Source organism: Enterobacter cloacae complex sp. EB5 (assembly GCF_031432835.1).
In the GTDB taxonomy this organism is placed as follows: Bacteria; Pseudomonadota; Gammaproteobacteria; order Enterobacterales; family Enterobacteriaceae; genus Enterobacter; species Enterobacter hormaechei_C.
Genome location: NZ_CP133860.1, coordinates 4,013,237 through 4,027,004, shown reverse-complemented (window position 1 = coordinate 4,027,004; position 13,768 = coordinate 4,013,237). Strand labels below are relative to the sequence as shown.

General features: G+C 54.7%; 17 protein-coding genes and 1 pseudogene. 7 read left to right on the top strand and 11 right to left on the bottom strand.

The window, feature by feature from the left end; genetic code table 11:
• Positions 1 to 64: 64 nt before the first annotated feature.
• Complete coding sequence (mepM, locus tag RHN82_RS19415; protein ID WP_003859762.1) at positions 65 to 1,384, bottom strand: murein DD-endopeptidase MepM; 1,320 nt, start codon at positions 1,382 to 1,384, stop codon at positions 65 to 67.
• Positions 1,385 to 1,399: 15 nt separating this feature from the next.
• Positions 1,400 to 2,344, bottom strand: a complete 945-nt coding sequence (znuA, locus tag RHN82_RS19410) for a zinc ABC transporter substrate-binding protein ZnuA (protein ID WP_003859760.1) — start codon at positions 2,342 to 2,344, stop codon at positions 1,400 to 1,402.
• Positions 2,345 to 2,421: 77 nt separating this feature from the next.
• Between znuA and znuC the strand changes: the two genes are divergently transcribed.
• The gene (znuC, locus tag RHN82_RS19405) at positions 2,422 to 3,177 is read left to right on the top strand and encodes a zinc ABC transporter ATP-binding protein ZnuC (protein ID WP_017384350.1); all 756 of its coding nucleotides are present in this window, start codon (positions 2,422 to 2,424) and stop codon (positions 3,175 to 3,177) included.
• Positions 3,174 to 3,959 carry a zinc ABC transporter permease subunit ZnuB gene (gene znuB, locus RHN82_RS19400; protein ID WP_006811034.1) on the top strand — a complete coding sequence of 262 codons (786 nt, stop codon included), beginning with the start codon at positions 3,174 to 3,176 and terminating at the stop codon, positions 3,957 to 3,959. Before znuC ends, znuB begins: the two co-directional genes overlap by 4 nt.
• Positions 3,960 to 4,018: 59 nt before the next feature.
• On the opposite strand, the gene ruvB is transcribed toward znuB, so the two are convergent.
• The 6 genes from ruvB to aspS all read right to left on the bottom strand — a co-directional run bounded on the left by ruvB (position 4,019) and on the right by aspS (position 9,274).
• Positions 4,019 to 5,029: a Holliday junction branch migration DNA helicase RuvB gene (ruvB, locus tag RHN82_RS19395; protein WP_003859753.1), complete on the bottom strand. Its 1,011-nt coding sequence runs from the start codon at positions 5,027 to 5,029 to the stop codon at positions 4,019 to 4,021.
• Between the two features lie 8 nt (positions 5,030 to 5,037).
• Positions 5,038 to 5,652, bottom strand: coding sequence for a Holliday junction branch migration protein RuvA (ruvA, locus tag RHN82_RS19390; protein WP_003859751.1), 615 nt, complete (start codon positions 5,650 to 5,652; stop codon positions 5,038 to 5,040).
• Positions 5,653 to 5,732: 80 nt separating this feature from the next.
• Positions 5,733 to 6,254, bottom strand: coding sequence for a crossover junction endodeoxyribonuclease RuvC (gene ruvC / locus RHN82_RS19385; protein ID WP_047051606.1), 522 nt, complete (start codon positions 6,252 to 6,254; stop codon positions 5,733 to 5,735).
• A 34-nt stretch (positions 6,255 to 6,288) separates the two neighbouring features.
• Positions 6,289 to 7,029, bottom strand: a complete 741-nt coding sequence (locus tag RHN82_RS19380; RefSeq protein ID WP_003859747.1) for a YebC/PmpR family DNA-binding transcriptional regulator — start codon at positions 7,027 to 7,029, stop codon at positions 6,289 to 6,291.
• 27 nt (positions 7,030 to 7,056) lie between these two features.
• Positions 7,057 to 7,500, bottom strand: a complete 444-nt coding sequence (gene nudB / locus RHN82_RS19375; RefSeq protein WP_032653994.1) for a dihydroneopterin triphosphate diphosphatase — start codon at positions 7,498 to 7,500, stop codon at positions 7,057 to 7,059.
• A 1-nt stretch (position 7,501) separates the two neighbouring features.
• Complete coding sequence (gene aspS / locus RHN82_RS19370; RefSeq protein WP_017384352.1) at positions 7,502 to 9,274, bottom strand: aspartate--tRNA ligase; 1,773 nt, start codon at positions 9,272 to 9,274, stop codon at positions 7,502 to 7,504.
• 263 nt (positions 9,275 to 9,537) lie between these two features.
• Here aspS and RHN82_RS19365 point away from each other — a divergent pair, with 263 nt between their 5' ends.
• The 3 genes and pseudogenes from RHN82_RS19365 (at position 9,538) to RHN82_RS19355 (ending at position 10,708) form a co-directional block, all read left to right on the top strand.
• Positions 9,538 to 10,104 carry a hydrolase gene (locus tag RHN82_RS19365; protein ID WP_017384353.1) on the top strand — a complete coding sequence of 189 codons (567 nt, stop codon included), beginning with the start codon at positions 9,538 to 9,540 and terminating at the stop codon, positions 10,102 to 10,104.
• Positions 10,101 to 10,196 (top strand): annotated as a pseudogene (locus tag RHN82_RS19360) (hypothetical protein); the annotation flags it as partial. The gene RHN82_RS19365 and the pseudogene RHN82_RS19360, both read left to right, overlap by 4 nt.
• 272 nt (positions 10,197 to 10,468) lie before the next feature.
• Positions 10,469 to 10,708, top strand: a complete 240-nt coding sequence (locus RHN82_RS19355) for a DinI family protein (RefSeq protein ID WP_017384354.1) — start codon at positions 10,469 to 10,471, stop codon at positions 10,706 to 10,708.
• Between the two features lie 86 nt (positions 10,709 to 10,794).
• On the opposite strand, the gene RHN82_RS19350 is transcribed toward RHN82_RS19355, so the two are convergent.
• Positions 10,795 to 11,220 carry a hypothetical protein gene (locus RHN82_RS19350; protein WP_123906383.1) on the bottom strand — a complete coding sequence of 142 codons (426 nt, stop codon included), beginning with the start codon at positions 11,218 to 11,220 and terminating at the stop codon, positions 10,795 to 10,797.
• A gap of 226 nt (positions 11,221 to 11,446) precedes the next feature.
• Here RHN82_RS19350 and RHN82_RS24575 point away from each other — a divergent pair, with 226 nt between their 5' ends.
• Positions 11,447 to 11,554 (top strand): YnaM/YnfT family protein, encoded by a 108-nt coding sequence (locus RHN82_RS24575; protein WP_350223618.1) that lies wholly within the window; start codon positions 11,447 to 11,449, stop codon positions 11,552 to 11,554.
• On the opposite strand, the gene RHN82_RS19345 is transcribed toward RHN82_RS24575, so the two are convergent.
• On the bottom strand, positions 11,551 to 12,126 hold the full coding sequence (locus RHN82_RS19345; protein WP_047051635.1) for a recombinase family protein: 576 nt from the start codon (positions 12,124 to 12,126) through the stop codon (positions 11,551 to 11,553). The two genes, RHN82_RS24575 and RHN82_RS19345, sit on opposite strands and share 4 nt — an antisense overlap.
• A 148-nt stretch (positions 12,127 to 12,274) precedes the next feature.
• On the opposite strand from RHN82_RS19345, the gene RHN82_RS19340 reads away from it, so the two are divergent.
• The gene (locus RHN82_RS19340; RefSeq protein ID WP_227788463.1) at positions 12,275 to 12,955 is read left to right on the top strand and encodes a hypothetical protein; all 681 of its coding nucleotides are present in this window, start codon (positions 12,275 to 12,277) and stop codon (positions 12,953 to 12,955) included.
• Here the strand turns inward: RHN82_RS19340 and RHN82_RS19335 are convergent.
• Entirely contained in the window at positions 12,952 to 13,761 is an 810-nt protein-coding gene (locus RHN82_RS19335; RefSeq protein ID WP_131701136.1) for a tail fiber domain-containing protein, read from the bottom strand. The two genes, RHN82_RS19340 and RHN82_RS19335, sit on opposite strands and share 4 nt — an antisense overlap.
• Positions 13,762 to 13,768 lie beyond the last annotated feature (7 nt).

Below are 13,768 nucleotides of genomic sequence, written 5' to 3'. Positions count from 1 at the left end.
TGCTGCCCGCGCACAAAAGAAAAAGCCGGCGCATACTGACGCCGGCTTTTTAAATCAGGAGAGCTTAGTCGAAGCGCAGCTGCGGCATCACCTCTTTCACCTGCGCCAGGTAATCTTTGCGATCTTTCCCGGTCAGCCCTTCGGTGCGCGGCAGTTTCGCCGTCAGCGGGTTGACCGCCTGCTGGTTGATCCACACTTCGTAGTGCAGGTGCGGGCCCGTCGACCGGCCGGTGTTACCGGACAGCGCGATGCGATCGCCACGTTTCACCTTCTGGCCCGGTTTGACCAGCAGTTTACGCAGGTGCATGTAGCGGGTGGTGTACGTACGACCGTGACGAATAGCAACGTAATAGCCAGCAGCACCGCTGCGTTTCGCCATGACCACTTCACCATCCCCTACCGCCAGCACTGGCGTGCCCTGCGGCATGGCGAAGTCAACGCCACGGTGCGGCGCTACGCGGCCAGTTACCGGGTTCAGACGACGCGGATTGAAGTTGGAGGAGACGCGGAACTGTTTCGCCGTTGGGAAACGCAGGAAGCCTTTTGCCAGACCCGTACCGCTGCGGTCATAGAACTTACCGTCTTCCGCGCGAATGGCGTAGTAGTCTTTGCCGTCTGAACGCAGACGAACACCCACCAGCTGGCTCTGCTCGCGCTTACCGTCCAGCATTTCGCGAGACATCAGGACAGAGAACTGATCGCCTTTTTTCAGTTTGCGGAAATCCATCTGCCACTGCATGGCTTTGATCACCGAGCTGATTTCAGCGCTGGTCAGGCCGGCATCACGTGCGCTGGAAACAAAGCTGCCGCCGACGGTCCCTTTCATGACGCTGTTAACCCAGTCGCCCTGCTGCAATTCGCTGGTCATTTTGAAACCGTTTGCCGTGCGATCGTAGGTGCGGGTTTCGCGACGGGACATCTCCCAGGTCAGACGTTGCAGATCGCCGTCGGGCGTTAGGGTCCAGGAAAGCTGCTGACCAATTTTCAGGTTACGCAGCTCTTTATCGGATGCGGCGAGCTGGCTGATGTTGCCCATGTCGATACCGTACTGGTTCAGGACGCTGCTCAGCGTATCGCCAGTAGAAACAACGTATTCATGAATGCCAGCTTCATTCTGGATCTTGTCATCCAGCTCATCCTGGGGAATCGCTTCATCTTCCTGAGCAGCCTGATCGATAGGCTCGCTGGCCTCAGGCAGCAGAGAGCGGATTTCGCTCTTCTCCAGTTCGATGGTTTTGATGATGGGGGCGGAACTCGGGTGGTAAACATAGGGCCGCCAGACGGCGACCGCTAACGTGAGAACTGTAAGCGACCCCAGCATAACGCGGTGGGGTCGAGGCAGATTGTTAAATGCCAGGGCGACAGAGCGGGCTATCTGTTGCACGTATTCACTTCCTCGTTAATCTCCTTTCAGGCAGCTCGCATACTGATTCGCCAGTTGGCTGAGGAACTGCGAATAGCTCGCTTTGCTCAACTGGATGTTCGTACCTAGCGGGTCAAGGGTTCCCATGCGCACGGATGTTCCCCTGGCCACGGCTTCTACGACCGCTGGCCTGAACTGTGGCTCAGCAAAAACGCATGTCGCTTTTTGCTCAACCAACTGTGTTCTGATTTCATGTAAACGCTGCGCACCAGGCTGAATTTCAGGGTTGACGGTAAAATGCCCCAGCGGGGTCAGACCGTAATGTTTCTCGTAATACCCGTAGGCATCATGAAAAACGAAGTACCCTTTTCCTTTAAGCGGTGCGAGCTCGTTACCCACCTGTTTGTCGGTTGCGGCTAATTGAGCCTCAAAATCCTTCAGGTTGGCGTCGAGTTTGATTCGACTTTGCGGCATAAGTTCCACTAATTTGTCGTGGATTGCAACCGCTGTAAGCCGCGCTATCTCTGGGGAGAGCCAGAGATGCATGTTGTATTCGCCATGATGGTGATGGTCGTCACCTTTTTCACCGTGAGCATGGTCGTGGTCGTGTTCGTCACCCTCGTCCTCAGCCCCTTTCATCAGCAACGGTTTCACGCCGGACAGCCCGGCAATCGTCACCTGTTTCTCAGCCGGAAGCTGTCTGGCTGACTTCTGCATGAACGCTTCCATCTCAGGACCAATCCAGACGACTAAGTCCGCGTTCTGTAAGCGTTTTACATCAGATGGCCGCAGGGAATAATCATGCTCGGAAGCCCCGTCAGGCAGCAGAACCTGGGTCTCGGTGACCCCATCCGCGATGGCGGAGGCGATAAATCCAAGCGGTTTAAGCGAAGCGACAACGGCGGCGTTAACATCTTGTGCTGTTGTACCCCAAAGAGCAGCGGATAAAGCTGCGAAAAGAAGCGTATTTTTCTGTAACATAATGCGACTAATCATCGTAATGAATGCGTGGAATGTGATATTATAACATTCGATGACTTCTGCAAGCTTAAATTGACATGACGACTTTAGTTTCTCTTGAAAATGTTTCGGTCTCATTCGGCCAGCGCCGCGTCCTTTCTGACGTGTCGCTGAATCTGAAGCCCGGCAAAATACTCACGCTGCTCGGCCCTAACGGTGCAGGCAAGTCGACGCTGGTACGCGTCGTATTAGGCCTGGTAGCCCCTGACGCAGGTGTTATCGTCCGCCAAGACAAGTTGCGTATCGGCTATGTGCCGCAAAAATTACACCTCGATGCCACCCTCCCCCTGACGGTGAGCCGCTTCCTGCGCCTCCGCCCCGGTACGCGTAAAGCGGATATCCTCCCGGCGCTGAAACGCGTTCAGGCGGGACATCTTGTTGAGGCGCCCTTGCAAAAGCTGTCGGGCGGTGAAACCCAGCGCGTATTGCTTGCCCGCGCCCTGCTCAGCAGCCCTCAGCTGCTGGTCCTGGACGAGCCGACGCAGGGTGTTGACGTCAACGGCCAGGTTGCGCTGTACGATCTGATTGACCAGCTCCGTCGGGAGCTAAACTGCGCGGTGCTGATGGTGTCCCATGATCTGCATCTGGTGATGGCCAAAACCGACGAAGTGCTGTGCCTGAACCATCACATTTGTTGTTCCGGCACGCCGGAAGTGGTGTCAATGCATCCGGAATTTATCTCTATGTTTGGCCATCGCGGCGCCGAACAGCTGGGCATCTATCGTCATAATCACAATCACCGCCATGATTTACAGGGACGAATTGTCCTGCGTCGGGGAAATGGACACTCATGATTGAACTGTTACTGCCCGGCTGGCTGGCCGGGATTATGCTTGCCTGCGCCGCGGGTCCACTCGGCTCGTTTGTCGTCTGGCGCAGAATGTCCTATTTCGGCGATACGCTGGCCCATGCTTCATTGCTGGGTGTCGCGTTTGGTTTGTTACTGGACGTGAACCCGTTTTATGCGGTGATTGTCGTCACGCTGCTGCTGGCTGCCGGTCTGGTCTGGCTGGAAAAACGCCCTCACCTGGCAATTGATACCCTGCTCGGCATTATGGCGCACAGCGCCCTGTCGCTGGGCCTGGTGGTGGTGAGCCTGATGTCAAACATCCGCGTGGACCTGATGGCCTACCTGTTTGGCGATCTGCTGGCCGTCACGCCCGAAGATCTCATTTCCATTGCCATTGGCGTGGCGGTGGTGCTCGGGATCCTGCTGTGGCAGTGGCGGAATTTACTGGCTATGACCGTCAGCCCGGATCTGGCCTTTGTCGATGGCGTGAAGCTTCAGCGCGTGAAGTTGCTGTTGATGCTGGTGACGGCGTTAACCATCGGCGTGGCGATGAAGTTTGTTGGCGCGCTGATCATCACGTCGCTGCTGATAATCCCTGCCGCCACGGCGCGCCGTTTTGCGCGTACGCCGGAGCAGATGGCCGGTATCGCGGTGATTATCGGAATGATTGCGGTGACGGGCGGGTTAACCTTCTCGGCGTTTTATGACACGCCAGCAGGGCCGTCGGTGGTATTGTGCGCGGCGGTGTTGTTTATTTTCAGTATGATGAAGAAGACTGCAAATTAACATCGAGGGCGCTGATGCCCTCACCCTGGCCCTCTCCCACAGGGAGAGGGAACAATGCATTACGGCATTGCCGGTGGCGTAATGCCGAAATGGTTCCACGCCCGCACCGTCGCCATACGACCACGCGGGGTACGCTGCAAAAAGCCCTGCTGGATCAGATACGGCTCCAGCACGTCCTCGATAGTCTCACGCTCTTCGCCAATTGCCGCCGCCAGGTTATCCAGCCCTACCGGCCCGCCAAAGAACTTATCCAGCACCGCCAGCAGCAGCTTACGGTCCATATAGTCAAAGCCTTCGGCATCGACGTTCAGCATATCCAGCGCCTGGGCAGCAATCTCGGCCGATATAGTGCCGTCGTGCTTCACCTCGGCAAAGTCACGCACCCGGCGCAGCAGGCGGTTGGCGATACGCGGCGTACCGCGGGAGCGCTTCGCTACTTCAAACGCCCCCTCTTCGCTCATATCCAGCCCCATGTAGCGCGCGCTGCGCCCCACAATATGCTGAAGGTCGGGCACCTGATAAAACTCAAGACGCTGCACGATACCAAAACGGTCGCGTAGCGGTGAGGTCAGCGAGCCGGCGCGCGTCGTGGCGCCAATCAGGGTAAACGGTGGCAGATCGATTTTGATCGAGCGCGCGGCCGGGCCTTCACCGATCATGATATCCAGCTGGTAATCCTCCATTGCCGGATAGAGCACTTCCTCCACCACCGGCGACAGGCGGTGGATCTCGTCGATAAACAGCACGTCATGCGGTTCGAGGTTGGTCAGCATCGCCGCCAGGTCCCCTGCTTTCTCCAGTACCGGGCCGGAGGTGGTACGCAGGTTAACGCCCATTTCGTTGGCGACGATATTCGCCAGGGTGGTTTTGCCTAGCCCCGGCGGACCAAAAATCAGCAGGTGATCGAGCGCATCGCCGCGCAGCTTTGCCGCCTGGATGAAAATCTCCATCTGAGAACGAACCTGCGGCTGGCCGATGTACTCATCCAGCAGTTTGGGACGGATCGCGCGATCCACCACATCATCTGGCTGAATAGTGCCTGCCGATACCAGGCGGTCTGCTTCAATCATCCTTTACCTCACAATGCAGCGCGCAGCGCTTCACGAATCAGAGTTTCACTGCTGGCATCCGGTTTAGCAATTTTGCTCACCATCCGGCTGGCCTCCTGAGGTTTATAGCCCAGCGCCACCAGCGCGGCAACCGCTTCCTGCTCGGCATCATCATCCGATGCAGGCGCGCCCGGGGAAGTCAGCACCAGATCGGCTGCCGGAGTGAACAGATCGCCATGCAGACCTTTGAAGCGGTCCTTCATCTCGACAATCAAGCGCTCGGCGGTTTTCTTCCCGATGCCCGGAAGCTTAATTAACGCAGCCGGATCTTCCCGCTCAACGGCATTCACAAACTGTGGCGCTGACATACCGGACAGAATCGCCAGCGCCAGCTTCGGCCCGACGCCGTTGGTTTTGATTAATTCGCGGAACAGGGTGCGTTCCTGTTTGTTATTGAAGCCGTACAGCAGCTGAGCGTCTTCACGCACCACAAACTGGGTAAAGACAACCGCCTCTTTGCCCGCCTCCGGCAGCTCATAGAAGCAGGTCATTGGCATATGGACTTCATAGCCCACGCCACCCACTTCCAGCAGTACTAACGGGGGTTGTTTTTCAATGATGATGCCTCTGAGTCTGCCTATCACGTGACGCTCCTGCGTTCTGGAAGAAATTATCTGCCGACATAATAAAAAAAGGCTGGATAAACATCCAGCCTGATTTGTCATTATCGTAACCTGCCTCGCGCCAGATTGAGCCGCGAGTCGCTCATTTGCATCGCATTCTGGCTGACGTGACAGTGGGTAATCGCAATGGCCAGCGCATCCGCGGCGTCGGCCTGCGGGTTCGCAGGGAGCTTCAGCAGGGTACGCACCATGTGCTGCACCTGGCTTTTCTCCGCGCTACCAATGCCCACCACCGTCTGCTTAACCTGACGTGCCGCGTACTCAAACACCGGCAGATCCTGGTTCACGGCGGCAACAATCGCCACGCCGCGCGCCTGACCGAGCTTTAACGCCGAGTCAGCGTTTTTCGCCATAAAGACCTGCTCGATGGCGAAATAGTCCGGCTGAAACTGGGTGATGATCTCTGACACGCCCGCATAGATGAGCTTCAGGCGCGACGGCAGATCGTCCACTTTGGTGCGAATACAGCCGCTGCCGAGGTAGGTTAGCTGGCGTCCCACCTGACGGATAACGCCATAGCCGGTGACGCGTGAGCCGGGGTCAATCCCGAGAATAATCGACATCACGCGTCTCCCGTAAACGGTTTACAGGCTCTCATCAGAGAGTCGCTGCAACCTCATCAGAGATTTCACCGTTGTGATACACTTCCTGCACGTCGTCGCAGTCTTCGAGCATGTCGATCAGACGCAGCAGTTTCGGTGCGGTTTCCGCGTCCATGTCCGCTTTGGTAGACGGGATCATGGAGACTTCAGCGTTATCCGCCTTCAGGCCAGCCGCTTCCAGCGCATCGCGCACGGCACCCATCTCTTCCCATGCGGTGTAAACATCAATAGCACCGTCGTCGTAGGTCACCACGTCTTCCGCACCGGCTTCCAGCGCCGCTTCCATGATCGCATCTTCGTCGCCTTTCTCGAAGGAGATGACGCCTTTTTTGCTGAACAGGTACGCTACGGAACCGTCAGTGCCCAGGTTGCCGCCGGTTTTGGTGAACGCGTGACGCACTTCCGCAACGGTACGGTTACGGTTGTCGGACAGGCACTCAACCATTACCGCCGTACCGCCAGGACCGTAACCTTCATAAATGATGGTTTCCATGTTCGCGTCTTCATCACCGCCCACGCCACGTGCGATGGCACGGTTCAGGGTGTCACGCGTCATGTTGTTAGACAGGGCTTTATCCACCGCTGCGCGCAGACGTGGGTTAGAGGCCGGATCGCCGCCGCCCAGACGCGCCGCTGTCACCAGCTCACGAATGATTTTGGTAAAGATTTTACCGCGTTTGGCATCCTGTGCCGCTTTGCGGTGTTTGGTGTTGGCCCACTTACTATGACCTGCCATAAAAAGTTCTCCAAAAATCGCGCCTTCTCAGGCAGCGTTAATTACAAATTCTTCAATCGCCTGCCGGTTGCTCCACGACTTGGTCAGTGCGGCGGCATCCGCCGCATCCACCCAGCGGTAGGTCAGGTGTTCCGTGAACACGATCTCCCGCTCATGGGGAAGCGCAAGGCAGAACCACGATTCCGTATTGCGCTCAATTCCCGGTGCATAGCGATGACGTAAATGGCTAAAAATTTCAAACTCCACCGTGCGCTGACAGTCCTTCAGGGTCAGTTGCTCGCGAGCAACGTCAATGGCGACCTCTTCCTTTACTTCACGCGCGGCGGCCTGCGGCGCGGTCTCCCCCTCTTCCAGGCTGCCGGTAACCGACTGCCAGAAATCCGGATCGTCGCGCCGCTGCAACATCAGCACCCGCTTCGTGTCTTCTGCATAAATGACCACCAGAACCGAAACGGGACGCTTATATGCCATATCAGTTTTTCTCTTCCTTCTTCACCACCTCAATGCCCAGCTCGGCCAGCGCGGCCGGGTTGGCAAAGCTTGGCGCTTCAGTCATCAGACACGCCGCTGCGGTGGTTTTCGGGAAGGCGATCACATCACGGATGTTGTCGGTACCGGTCAGCAGCATGGTCAGACGGTCAAGACCGAAGGCCAGACCCGCGTGCGGAGGGGTACCGTACTTCAGGGCGTCCAGCAGGAAGCCAAACTTCTCGCGCTGCTCCTGCTCGTTAATGCCCAGAATGCCGAACACGGTCTGCTGCATTTCACCGCTGTGAATACGCACGGAACCGCCGCCCACTTCGTAGCCGTTGATGACCATATCGTAGGCGTTTGCCACCGCGTCTTCCGGCGCCGCTTTCAGCTCTGCCGCCGTCATCTCTTTTGGCGAGGTGAACGGGTGGTGCATTGCGGTCAGGCCGCCTTCACCGTCGTCTTCAAACATCGGGAAGTCGATCACCCACAGCGGCGCCCATTTGCTTTCGTCGGTCAGGTTCAGGTCTTTGCCGAGCTTCAGACGCAGCGCGCCCATCGCATCCGCAACCACTTTCTTGTTGTCTGCACCGAAGAAGATCATGTCGCCGTCCTGCGCGCCGGTGCGCTCAAGGATCGCTTCCACGATGTCCGCATTCAGGAACTTCGCCACCGGGCTGGTGATGCCTTCCAGACCTTTTGCACGCTCGGTTACTTTAATATAGGCCAGACCTTTCGCGCCGTAGATCTTGATGAAGTTGCCGTAGTCGTCAATCTGCTTACGGCTCAGGGCAGCACCGCCCGGAACGCGCAGGGCAGCCACGCGGCCTTTCGGATCGTTAGCCGGGCCAGCAAAGACCGCGAACTCAACGGCTTTCACCAGGTCTGCCACGTCCACCAGCTCCATCGGGTTACGCAGGTCTGGTTTGTCGGAGCCGTAGCGACGCTCGGCTTCCGCGAAGGTCATGACAGGGAAATCGCCCAGCTCAACGCCTTTCACGTCGTTCCACAGGCTACGCACTAGGGCTTCCATCACCTCACGCACCTGCTCGGCGGTCATGAAGGAGGTTTCCACATCGATCTGGGTGAATTCTGGCTGACGGTCAGCGCGCAGGTCTTCGTCGCGGAAGCATTTCACGATCTGATAGTAGCGATCGAAGCCGGACATCATCAGCAGCTGTTTGAACAGCTGTGGTGACTGCGGCAGCGCGTAGAATTTGCCTTTATGGACGCGGGATGGCACCAGGTAGTCGCGCGCGCCTTCCGGCGTGGCTTTGGTCAGCATCGGGGTTTCGATATCGAGGAAACCGTGATCATCCATAAAGCGACGCACCAGACTGGTGATTTTCGCACGGGTTTTCAGGCGCTGAGCCATTTCCGGACGACGCAGATCCAGGTAGCGGTATTTCAGACGCGCTTCTTCGGTGTTGACGTGGTTGGAGTCCAGCGGCAGCGCTTCCGCGCGGTTGATGATCGTCAGATCGGACGCCAGCACTTCGATAGCGCCGGTCGCCATGTCGGCGTTGACGTTTTTCTCGTCACGCGCACGCACGGTGCCCGTCACCTGAATGCAGAACTCATTGCGCAGCTCAGAAGCCAGCTTCAACGCATCAGCGCGATCCGGATCGAAGAACACCTGAACGATACCTTCGCGGTCACGCATATCAATAAAGATAAGGCTACCAAGATCGCGACGACGATTGACCCAACCACACAGGGTGACCTGCTGCCCGACGTGGGACTGACGCAGCTGCCCGCAATATTCTGTACGCATGAGATATCCCTTAATTAGCCGCAGGCTGATTGTCGCCTGTCTCGCAGGCTACGATGTCGCAGCTTTCTGTATGTCACAACTGGATGAAAAAAGGCGGCTATTATACTGGAAATTCTGCCGCACGATAAGAGCGAAGCACGGCCTGACGCGCGTTTGCTGAACTCTTATTGCCTATTCTCACAAAAATTAACAAAATTATCCGACCGATAACAGGCCATCACGTCGTAAGGTGTAGAAAAGCAATTCATTTGACGGGAGTGACGATGTTTACACTGGATGCCACCAAAACCGCCCTTGTGGTCATTGATTTACAGGAGGGCATTCTGCCTTTTGCCGGTGGTCCGCACACCGCTGACGATGTGGTCAGCCGCGCTGCGCGCCTGGCAGAAAAATGCCGCGCCAGCGGCTCGCCTGTTGTTATGGTGCGCGTCGGCTGGTCCGCTGATTTCGCCGAAGCGTTAAAACAGCCGGTTGATGCCCAGGCCCCGGCGCAGGCGCTGCCGGACAACTGGTGGACATACCCTGTCTCGCTCGGTAAACGCGACAGCGATATAGAAGTAACCAAACGCCAGTGGGGCGCATTCTACGGCACCGACCTGGAGCTCCAGCTGCGCCGTCGCGGGATCGACACGATTATTCTGTGCGGGATCTCCACCAACATCGGAGTGGAATCCACCGCCCGTAACGCCTGGGAGCTGGGCTTTAACCTGGTGATCGCGGAAGATGCGTGCAGCGCAGCCTCTGCGGATCAGCATCAGGGCAGCATGACCCATATCTTCCCGCGTATCGGTCGCGTGCGCAGCACGGATGAGATCCTCAGCGCGCTATGATGTACGTGGGCCTGCCCCAGTGGTCGCACCCGAAATGGGTGCGCCTGGGTATTACCAGCCTTGAAGAGTATGCCCGACACTTTAACTGCGTGACGCGGCAATTTTAAAAATCACTAAAGAACGCCCAAGAGCATGTGTATTCTTTATGATTATCAATGACATAAAATTAACTTCATATGAAAATCACCAAAGTTCATATGAGTAAAAATGTCCCACTCATGCCCCAAACCGTCTCAAAAACAATTTTTTTGCCCCATCCATGCCCCATAGCTCTCTTCTGAAATGCTATATACCTAACCGTTGACACTGTACAAATAACCAGTATAAATTCTCTTTAAAAATACAGTCGTTTCCGGAGGTCTTTATGTTCGTTGAGCTGGTCTATGACAAGCGTAATGTTGATGGTTTGGTTGGCGCCAGAGAGATTATTCTGGCAGAGCTGACGAAGCGAGTGCACCAGATCTTCCCTGATGCCGAAGTGAGGGTGAAGCCGATGCAGGCGAACGGCTTGAATAGCGATGCCAGCAAAAGCGATCGGGAAAAGCTGAACCGCATGCTGGAGGAAATGTTTGAAGACGCAAATATGTGGCTGGTGAATGATTAGCAAAGCCCGTGTTCGCTTCGTGCATACCTTCAACTACGCAGACATGCACCACTACCCATCGTACTTTTCCGATATTGAACGGCACTTCATCTTAGTGGCGTTAAATAATAAGCACTTTTACTACTCACTGTTTTTGCGGTCACTCCAATAGATGCCCTTTTCAGTGCCGCATTAAATGCAACTAACGTTACCGGTCTTGGAGTTGTCTTGGTACGATGTGAATGGCTCTGAAACAAAAACACATCTTCAGGATACTTCTCCCTGCGGGAGTGGAGAATTCTTTTAACTCCTGGCTTAAGAGCAATGCATCTTTCCCTCAGTCCTTTTGTGGCTGAAAGAACAAGAATATCATGGCTCACATCATCAAACTTTGCCCCAAGAAGCTGTCCGGGCTTAGCCTGACTCAGATACAACATTGCCCAGAGATCTGACCATGTATCAGAAATATTCTCAAGATTCCGCTTGATAGCAATAAATTCAACTACGGTAAGCCCCCACACATCTCTCATCATTCCTTTCAGTAGATCCTCTTGTTACATGAAGCTTATGTACAAACAGAATCTTCATGGTTGTAACATTCAATATTCGAATTACCGAACAGTGCCCAGCAACCGTAGCTCATTTTTACATATGGCTGTCCGAAACATCAAACATCCTGCTCTCATACTAAGAATTTTTTGTTCTGAACGTTTGCAGTTCCGTATTGTCTAAATGAAAAGTTCATAAAAAAGGTTCAACATGGCAACGTTTATAATCGCAAGTACCGTAGTTGTTGCTCTTGGCTTGATAGTATTGAGCCTGATCAAAATTGGCATAAGCACATCGAATAACCCGGATGAATTTTAATGTGTTGAAGTTCGTGTAACGTCTTTATTTACTGGGAATTTTTTATATAGAGTACAAACGGCCACATCGTAAATGATCGCCACCTGCTTCCGATCCACTCCGTTTGCGATCAACCTGCCAGCCTGAGCCCATTGCTCTGGGGTTAATTTCGGGCGCCTGCCACCTATCCGTCCCTTCTCCCGGGCTGCCGCCAATCCTGCCCGGGTACGTTCCACGATCAACTCCCTCTCCATCTCGGCCAATGCTGACATTATGTGGAAAATGAAACGCCCCATTGGGCTGGAAGTGTCGATGCTGTCAGTAAGGCTTTTGAAGTGAATGCCGCGCTGCCGGAGTTCGTCGACCAGCAGTACCAGGTTCCGCATGCTTCGCCCAAGGCGATCCAACTTCCACACCACAAGCGTGTCGCCCTCATTCAGCGTTCGAAGAAGCTTTTTAAGCGCTGGCCGGTTCGCTACCGTCCCGCTCATTTTTTCCTCAAAAACCTGTTCACATCCTGCGCGTTCGAGAGCTTGTCGCTGGAGATCCGTATTTTGGTCATTTGTTGACACCCTTACGTAGCCAATTTGCATGTTTTTCACCCAATATTTTCTGCAAAAAAATCAGGTGACGTTATCGGCATGGCTGCCGCAGGGCAATCTATAAAACGTCGGTTTAGACAAAACAGTAAATACCGAAGGAAACCAGTCCATTTCAGGAGAGAAAAACTTCACTGGCCCTTTGAAAATTACCGCAGCATATCCACAAATTACTTTATGGTCGACTGCCCAGCCAAACGGCACTTACGGCCGGGTAGTTACATTCGGTAGTGAGGGTAACAAAACCTTCATTGCTGCACGGCAATGGGAAGGCGGAAATAATACTTGCGTGACCTATCTGCCCACTTTTAAGGACGGTTATTTCACATTCTGGACAACCTCAAATACGACAGTAACTTCTGACGGAACCATTAAGCAGGCTTCTCCCATTGCCAGAATCGTTAAGTCTCAGGAAGAGAACCGGCGTACGGATGTTGAAAATGATGGATTCACATGGTGCGGCTGCGGCACGGTTAACGCCGAGGCAGAGGGAGTATCTATTTCTCGCCTTGACACGGGGGTTTACGAACTCACCGGTTCGGCAGGCCTGGCGTCTGATGGATGGCAGTTACTGCCGCCAATGGACCCTGGCGGCATGGGCGAGATGGGGGTTGTTGAAGCGGAGCAAACTGAAAGCGGCGGACTAATTATCCGCCTGTATAAGCAGAAATACATGCTGAGCGATGGCGGCGAGATCGTCAAAACGAAAGGAGAACCAATGGACGTGCCGGTGAGTAGCTGGATCGATGTTCGCCTGGATATGCCGACGGATTCAGTTTTCAAACGTTCACAGCAGCGTCTGCAAAGTGATGAAGAGAGTTAGACAACTGTCGCACCGCGAAGGTCGGCCAGTTCTTTTTCGATGATTTTTAACCGTTCGGTCAGCTCCTTGATGGCCTCAACATACAGGGCGCTCATAGCACTGTAGTCCACGGTTTTAAGGTCGTTAATTTCCTCTCCTGCTGGCGTAGTGCCAGTCCCGCCAGAACTTACAGCAACGGGCAGAACCTTTTCCAGATCCTGGGCGATGATGCCTGCGCTGCGTACCGACTCCGATTCTGTGAGCTGAATGCCGAACGTATAACCCGTCAGGGAACAAATCTTCTCCAGTGCTTTACTGACGGGCTCTTTATCGAATTTCACGCGCTCGTCTGAGGTCTGATTCATCGTGACGCAGGTAAACTTACCATCAGCTCCGAAACTGAAGCTATAGCCATTCGCGCCACCATTATCGTTGTTATCGGGCCTGAGTCGGATAGAACCATCCTTGACAGCATAGATAACCCCACGTGATGGACCTGACGCACCATAGAACCAGACGTGAGAATATTGGGTGTCGCTCGAAGCTCGTACGTTAAGGGACGTTACACCTGCAACGATCCCTTTTGCGTCAACAGAAGAATTGAAGGTGGCAGAGTGATCGAACGAGACGGAACCTACAAAGCGGTGAGATCCCCCGTAATATGTCATTGCTCCGGCGCCTGCGGTTCCTGAGATACCAGAGCTACACAAAATTCGTCCATCGTAGTCGTTCGTACCCAGAAAATGGAAATCAACAAAGCTTGCAGAAGAGGGTTTTTTGGCTCCAATTTCGAGGCTTGCAAAGTTTGCTGTAACCTCATCTCCCAAACCGACC

What these genes read in the sequence shown, in the direction of transcription:
- RHN82_RS19350 (WP_123906383.1), bottom strand. Translation starts at nt 11,220, where the DNA reads ATGATGAGAGATGTGTGGGGGCTTACCGTAGTTGAATTTATTGCTATC.
- RHN82_RS19355 (WP_017384354.1), top strand. Translation starts at nt 10,469, where the DNA reads ATGTTCGTTGAGCTGGTCTATGACAAGCGTAATGTTGATGGTTTGGTT.
- RHN82_RS19365 (WP_017384353.1), top strand. Translation starts at nt 9,538, where the DNA reads ATGTTTACACTGGATGCCACCAAAACCGCCCTTGTGGTCATTGATTTA.
- znuA (WP_003859760.1), bottom strand. Translation starts at nt 2,344, where the DNA reads ATGTTACAGAAAAATACGCTTCTTTTCGCAGCTTTATCCGCTGCTCTT.
- znuB (WP_006811034.1), top strand. Translation starts at nt 3,174, where the DNA reads ATGATTGAACTGTTACTGCCCGGCTGGCTGGCCGGGATTATGCTTGCC.
- ruvB (WP_003859753.1), bottom strand. Translation starts at nt 5,029, where the DNA reads ATGATTGAAGCAGACCGCCTGGTATCGGCAGGCACTATTCAGCCAGAT.
- RHN82_RS19345 (WP_047051635.1), bottom strand. Translation starts at nt 12,126, where the DNA reads ATGCAAATTGGCTACGTAAGGGTGTCAACAAATGACCAAAATACGGAT.
- ruvC (WP_047051606.1), bottom strand. Translation starts at nt 6,254, where the DNA reads ATGTCGATTATTCTCGGGATTGACCCCGGCTCACGCGTCACCGGCTAT.
- nudB (WP_032653994.1), bottom strand. Translation starts at nt 7,500, where the DNA reads ATGGCATATAAGCGTCCCGTTTCGGTTCTGGTGGTCATTTATGCAGAA.
- znuC (WP_017384350.1), top strand. Translation starts at nt 2,422, where the DNA reads ATGACGACTTTAGTTTCTCTTGAAAATGTTTCGGTCTCATTCGGCCAG.
- RHN82_RS24575 (WP_350223618.1), top strand. Translation starts at nt 11,447, where the DNA reads ATGGCAACGTTTATAATCGCAAGTACCGTAGTTGTTGCTCTTGGCTTG.
- RHN82_RS19380 (WP_003859747.1), bottom strand. Translation starts at nt 7,029, where the DNA reads ATGGCAGGTCATAGTAAGTGGGCCAACACCAAACACCGCAAAGCGGCA.
- aspS (WP_017384352.1), bottom strand. Translation starts at nt 9,274, where the DNA reads ATGCGTACAGAATATTGCGGGCAGCTGCGTCAGTCCCACGTCGGGCAG.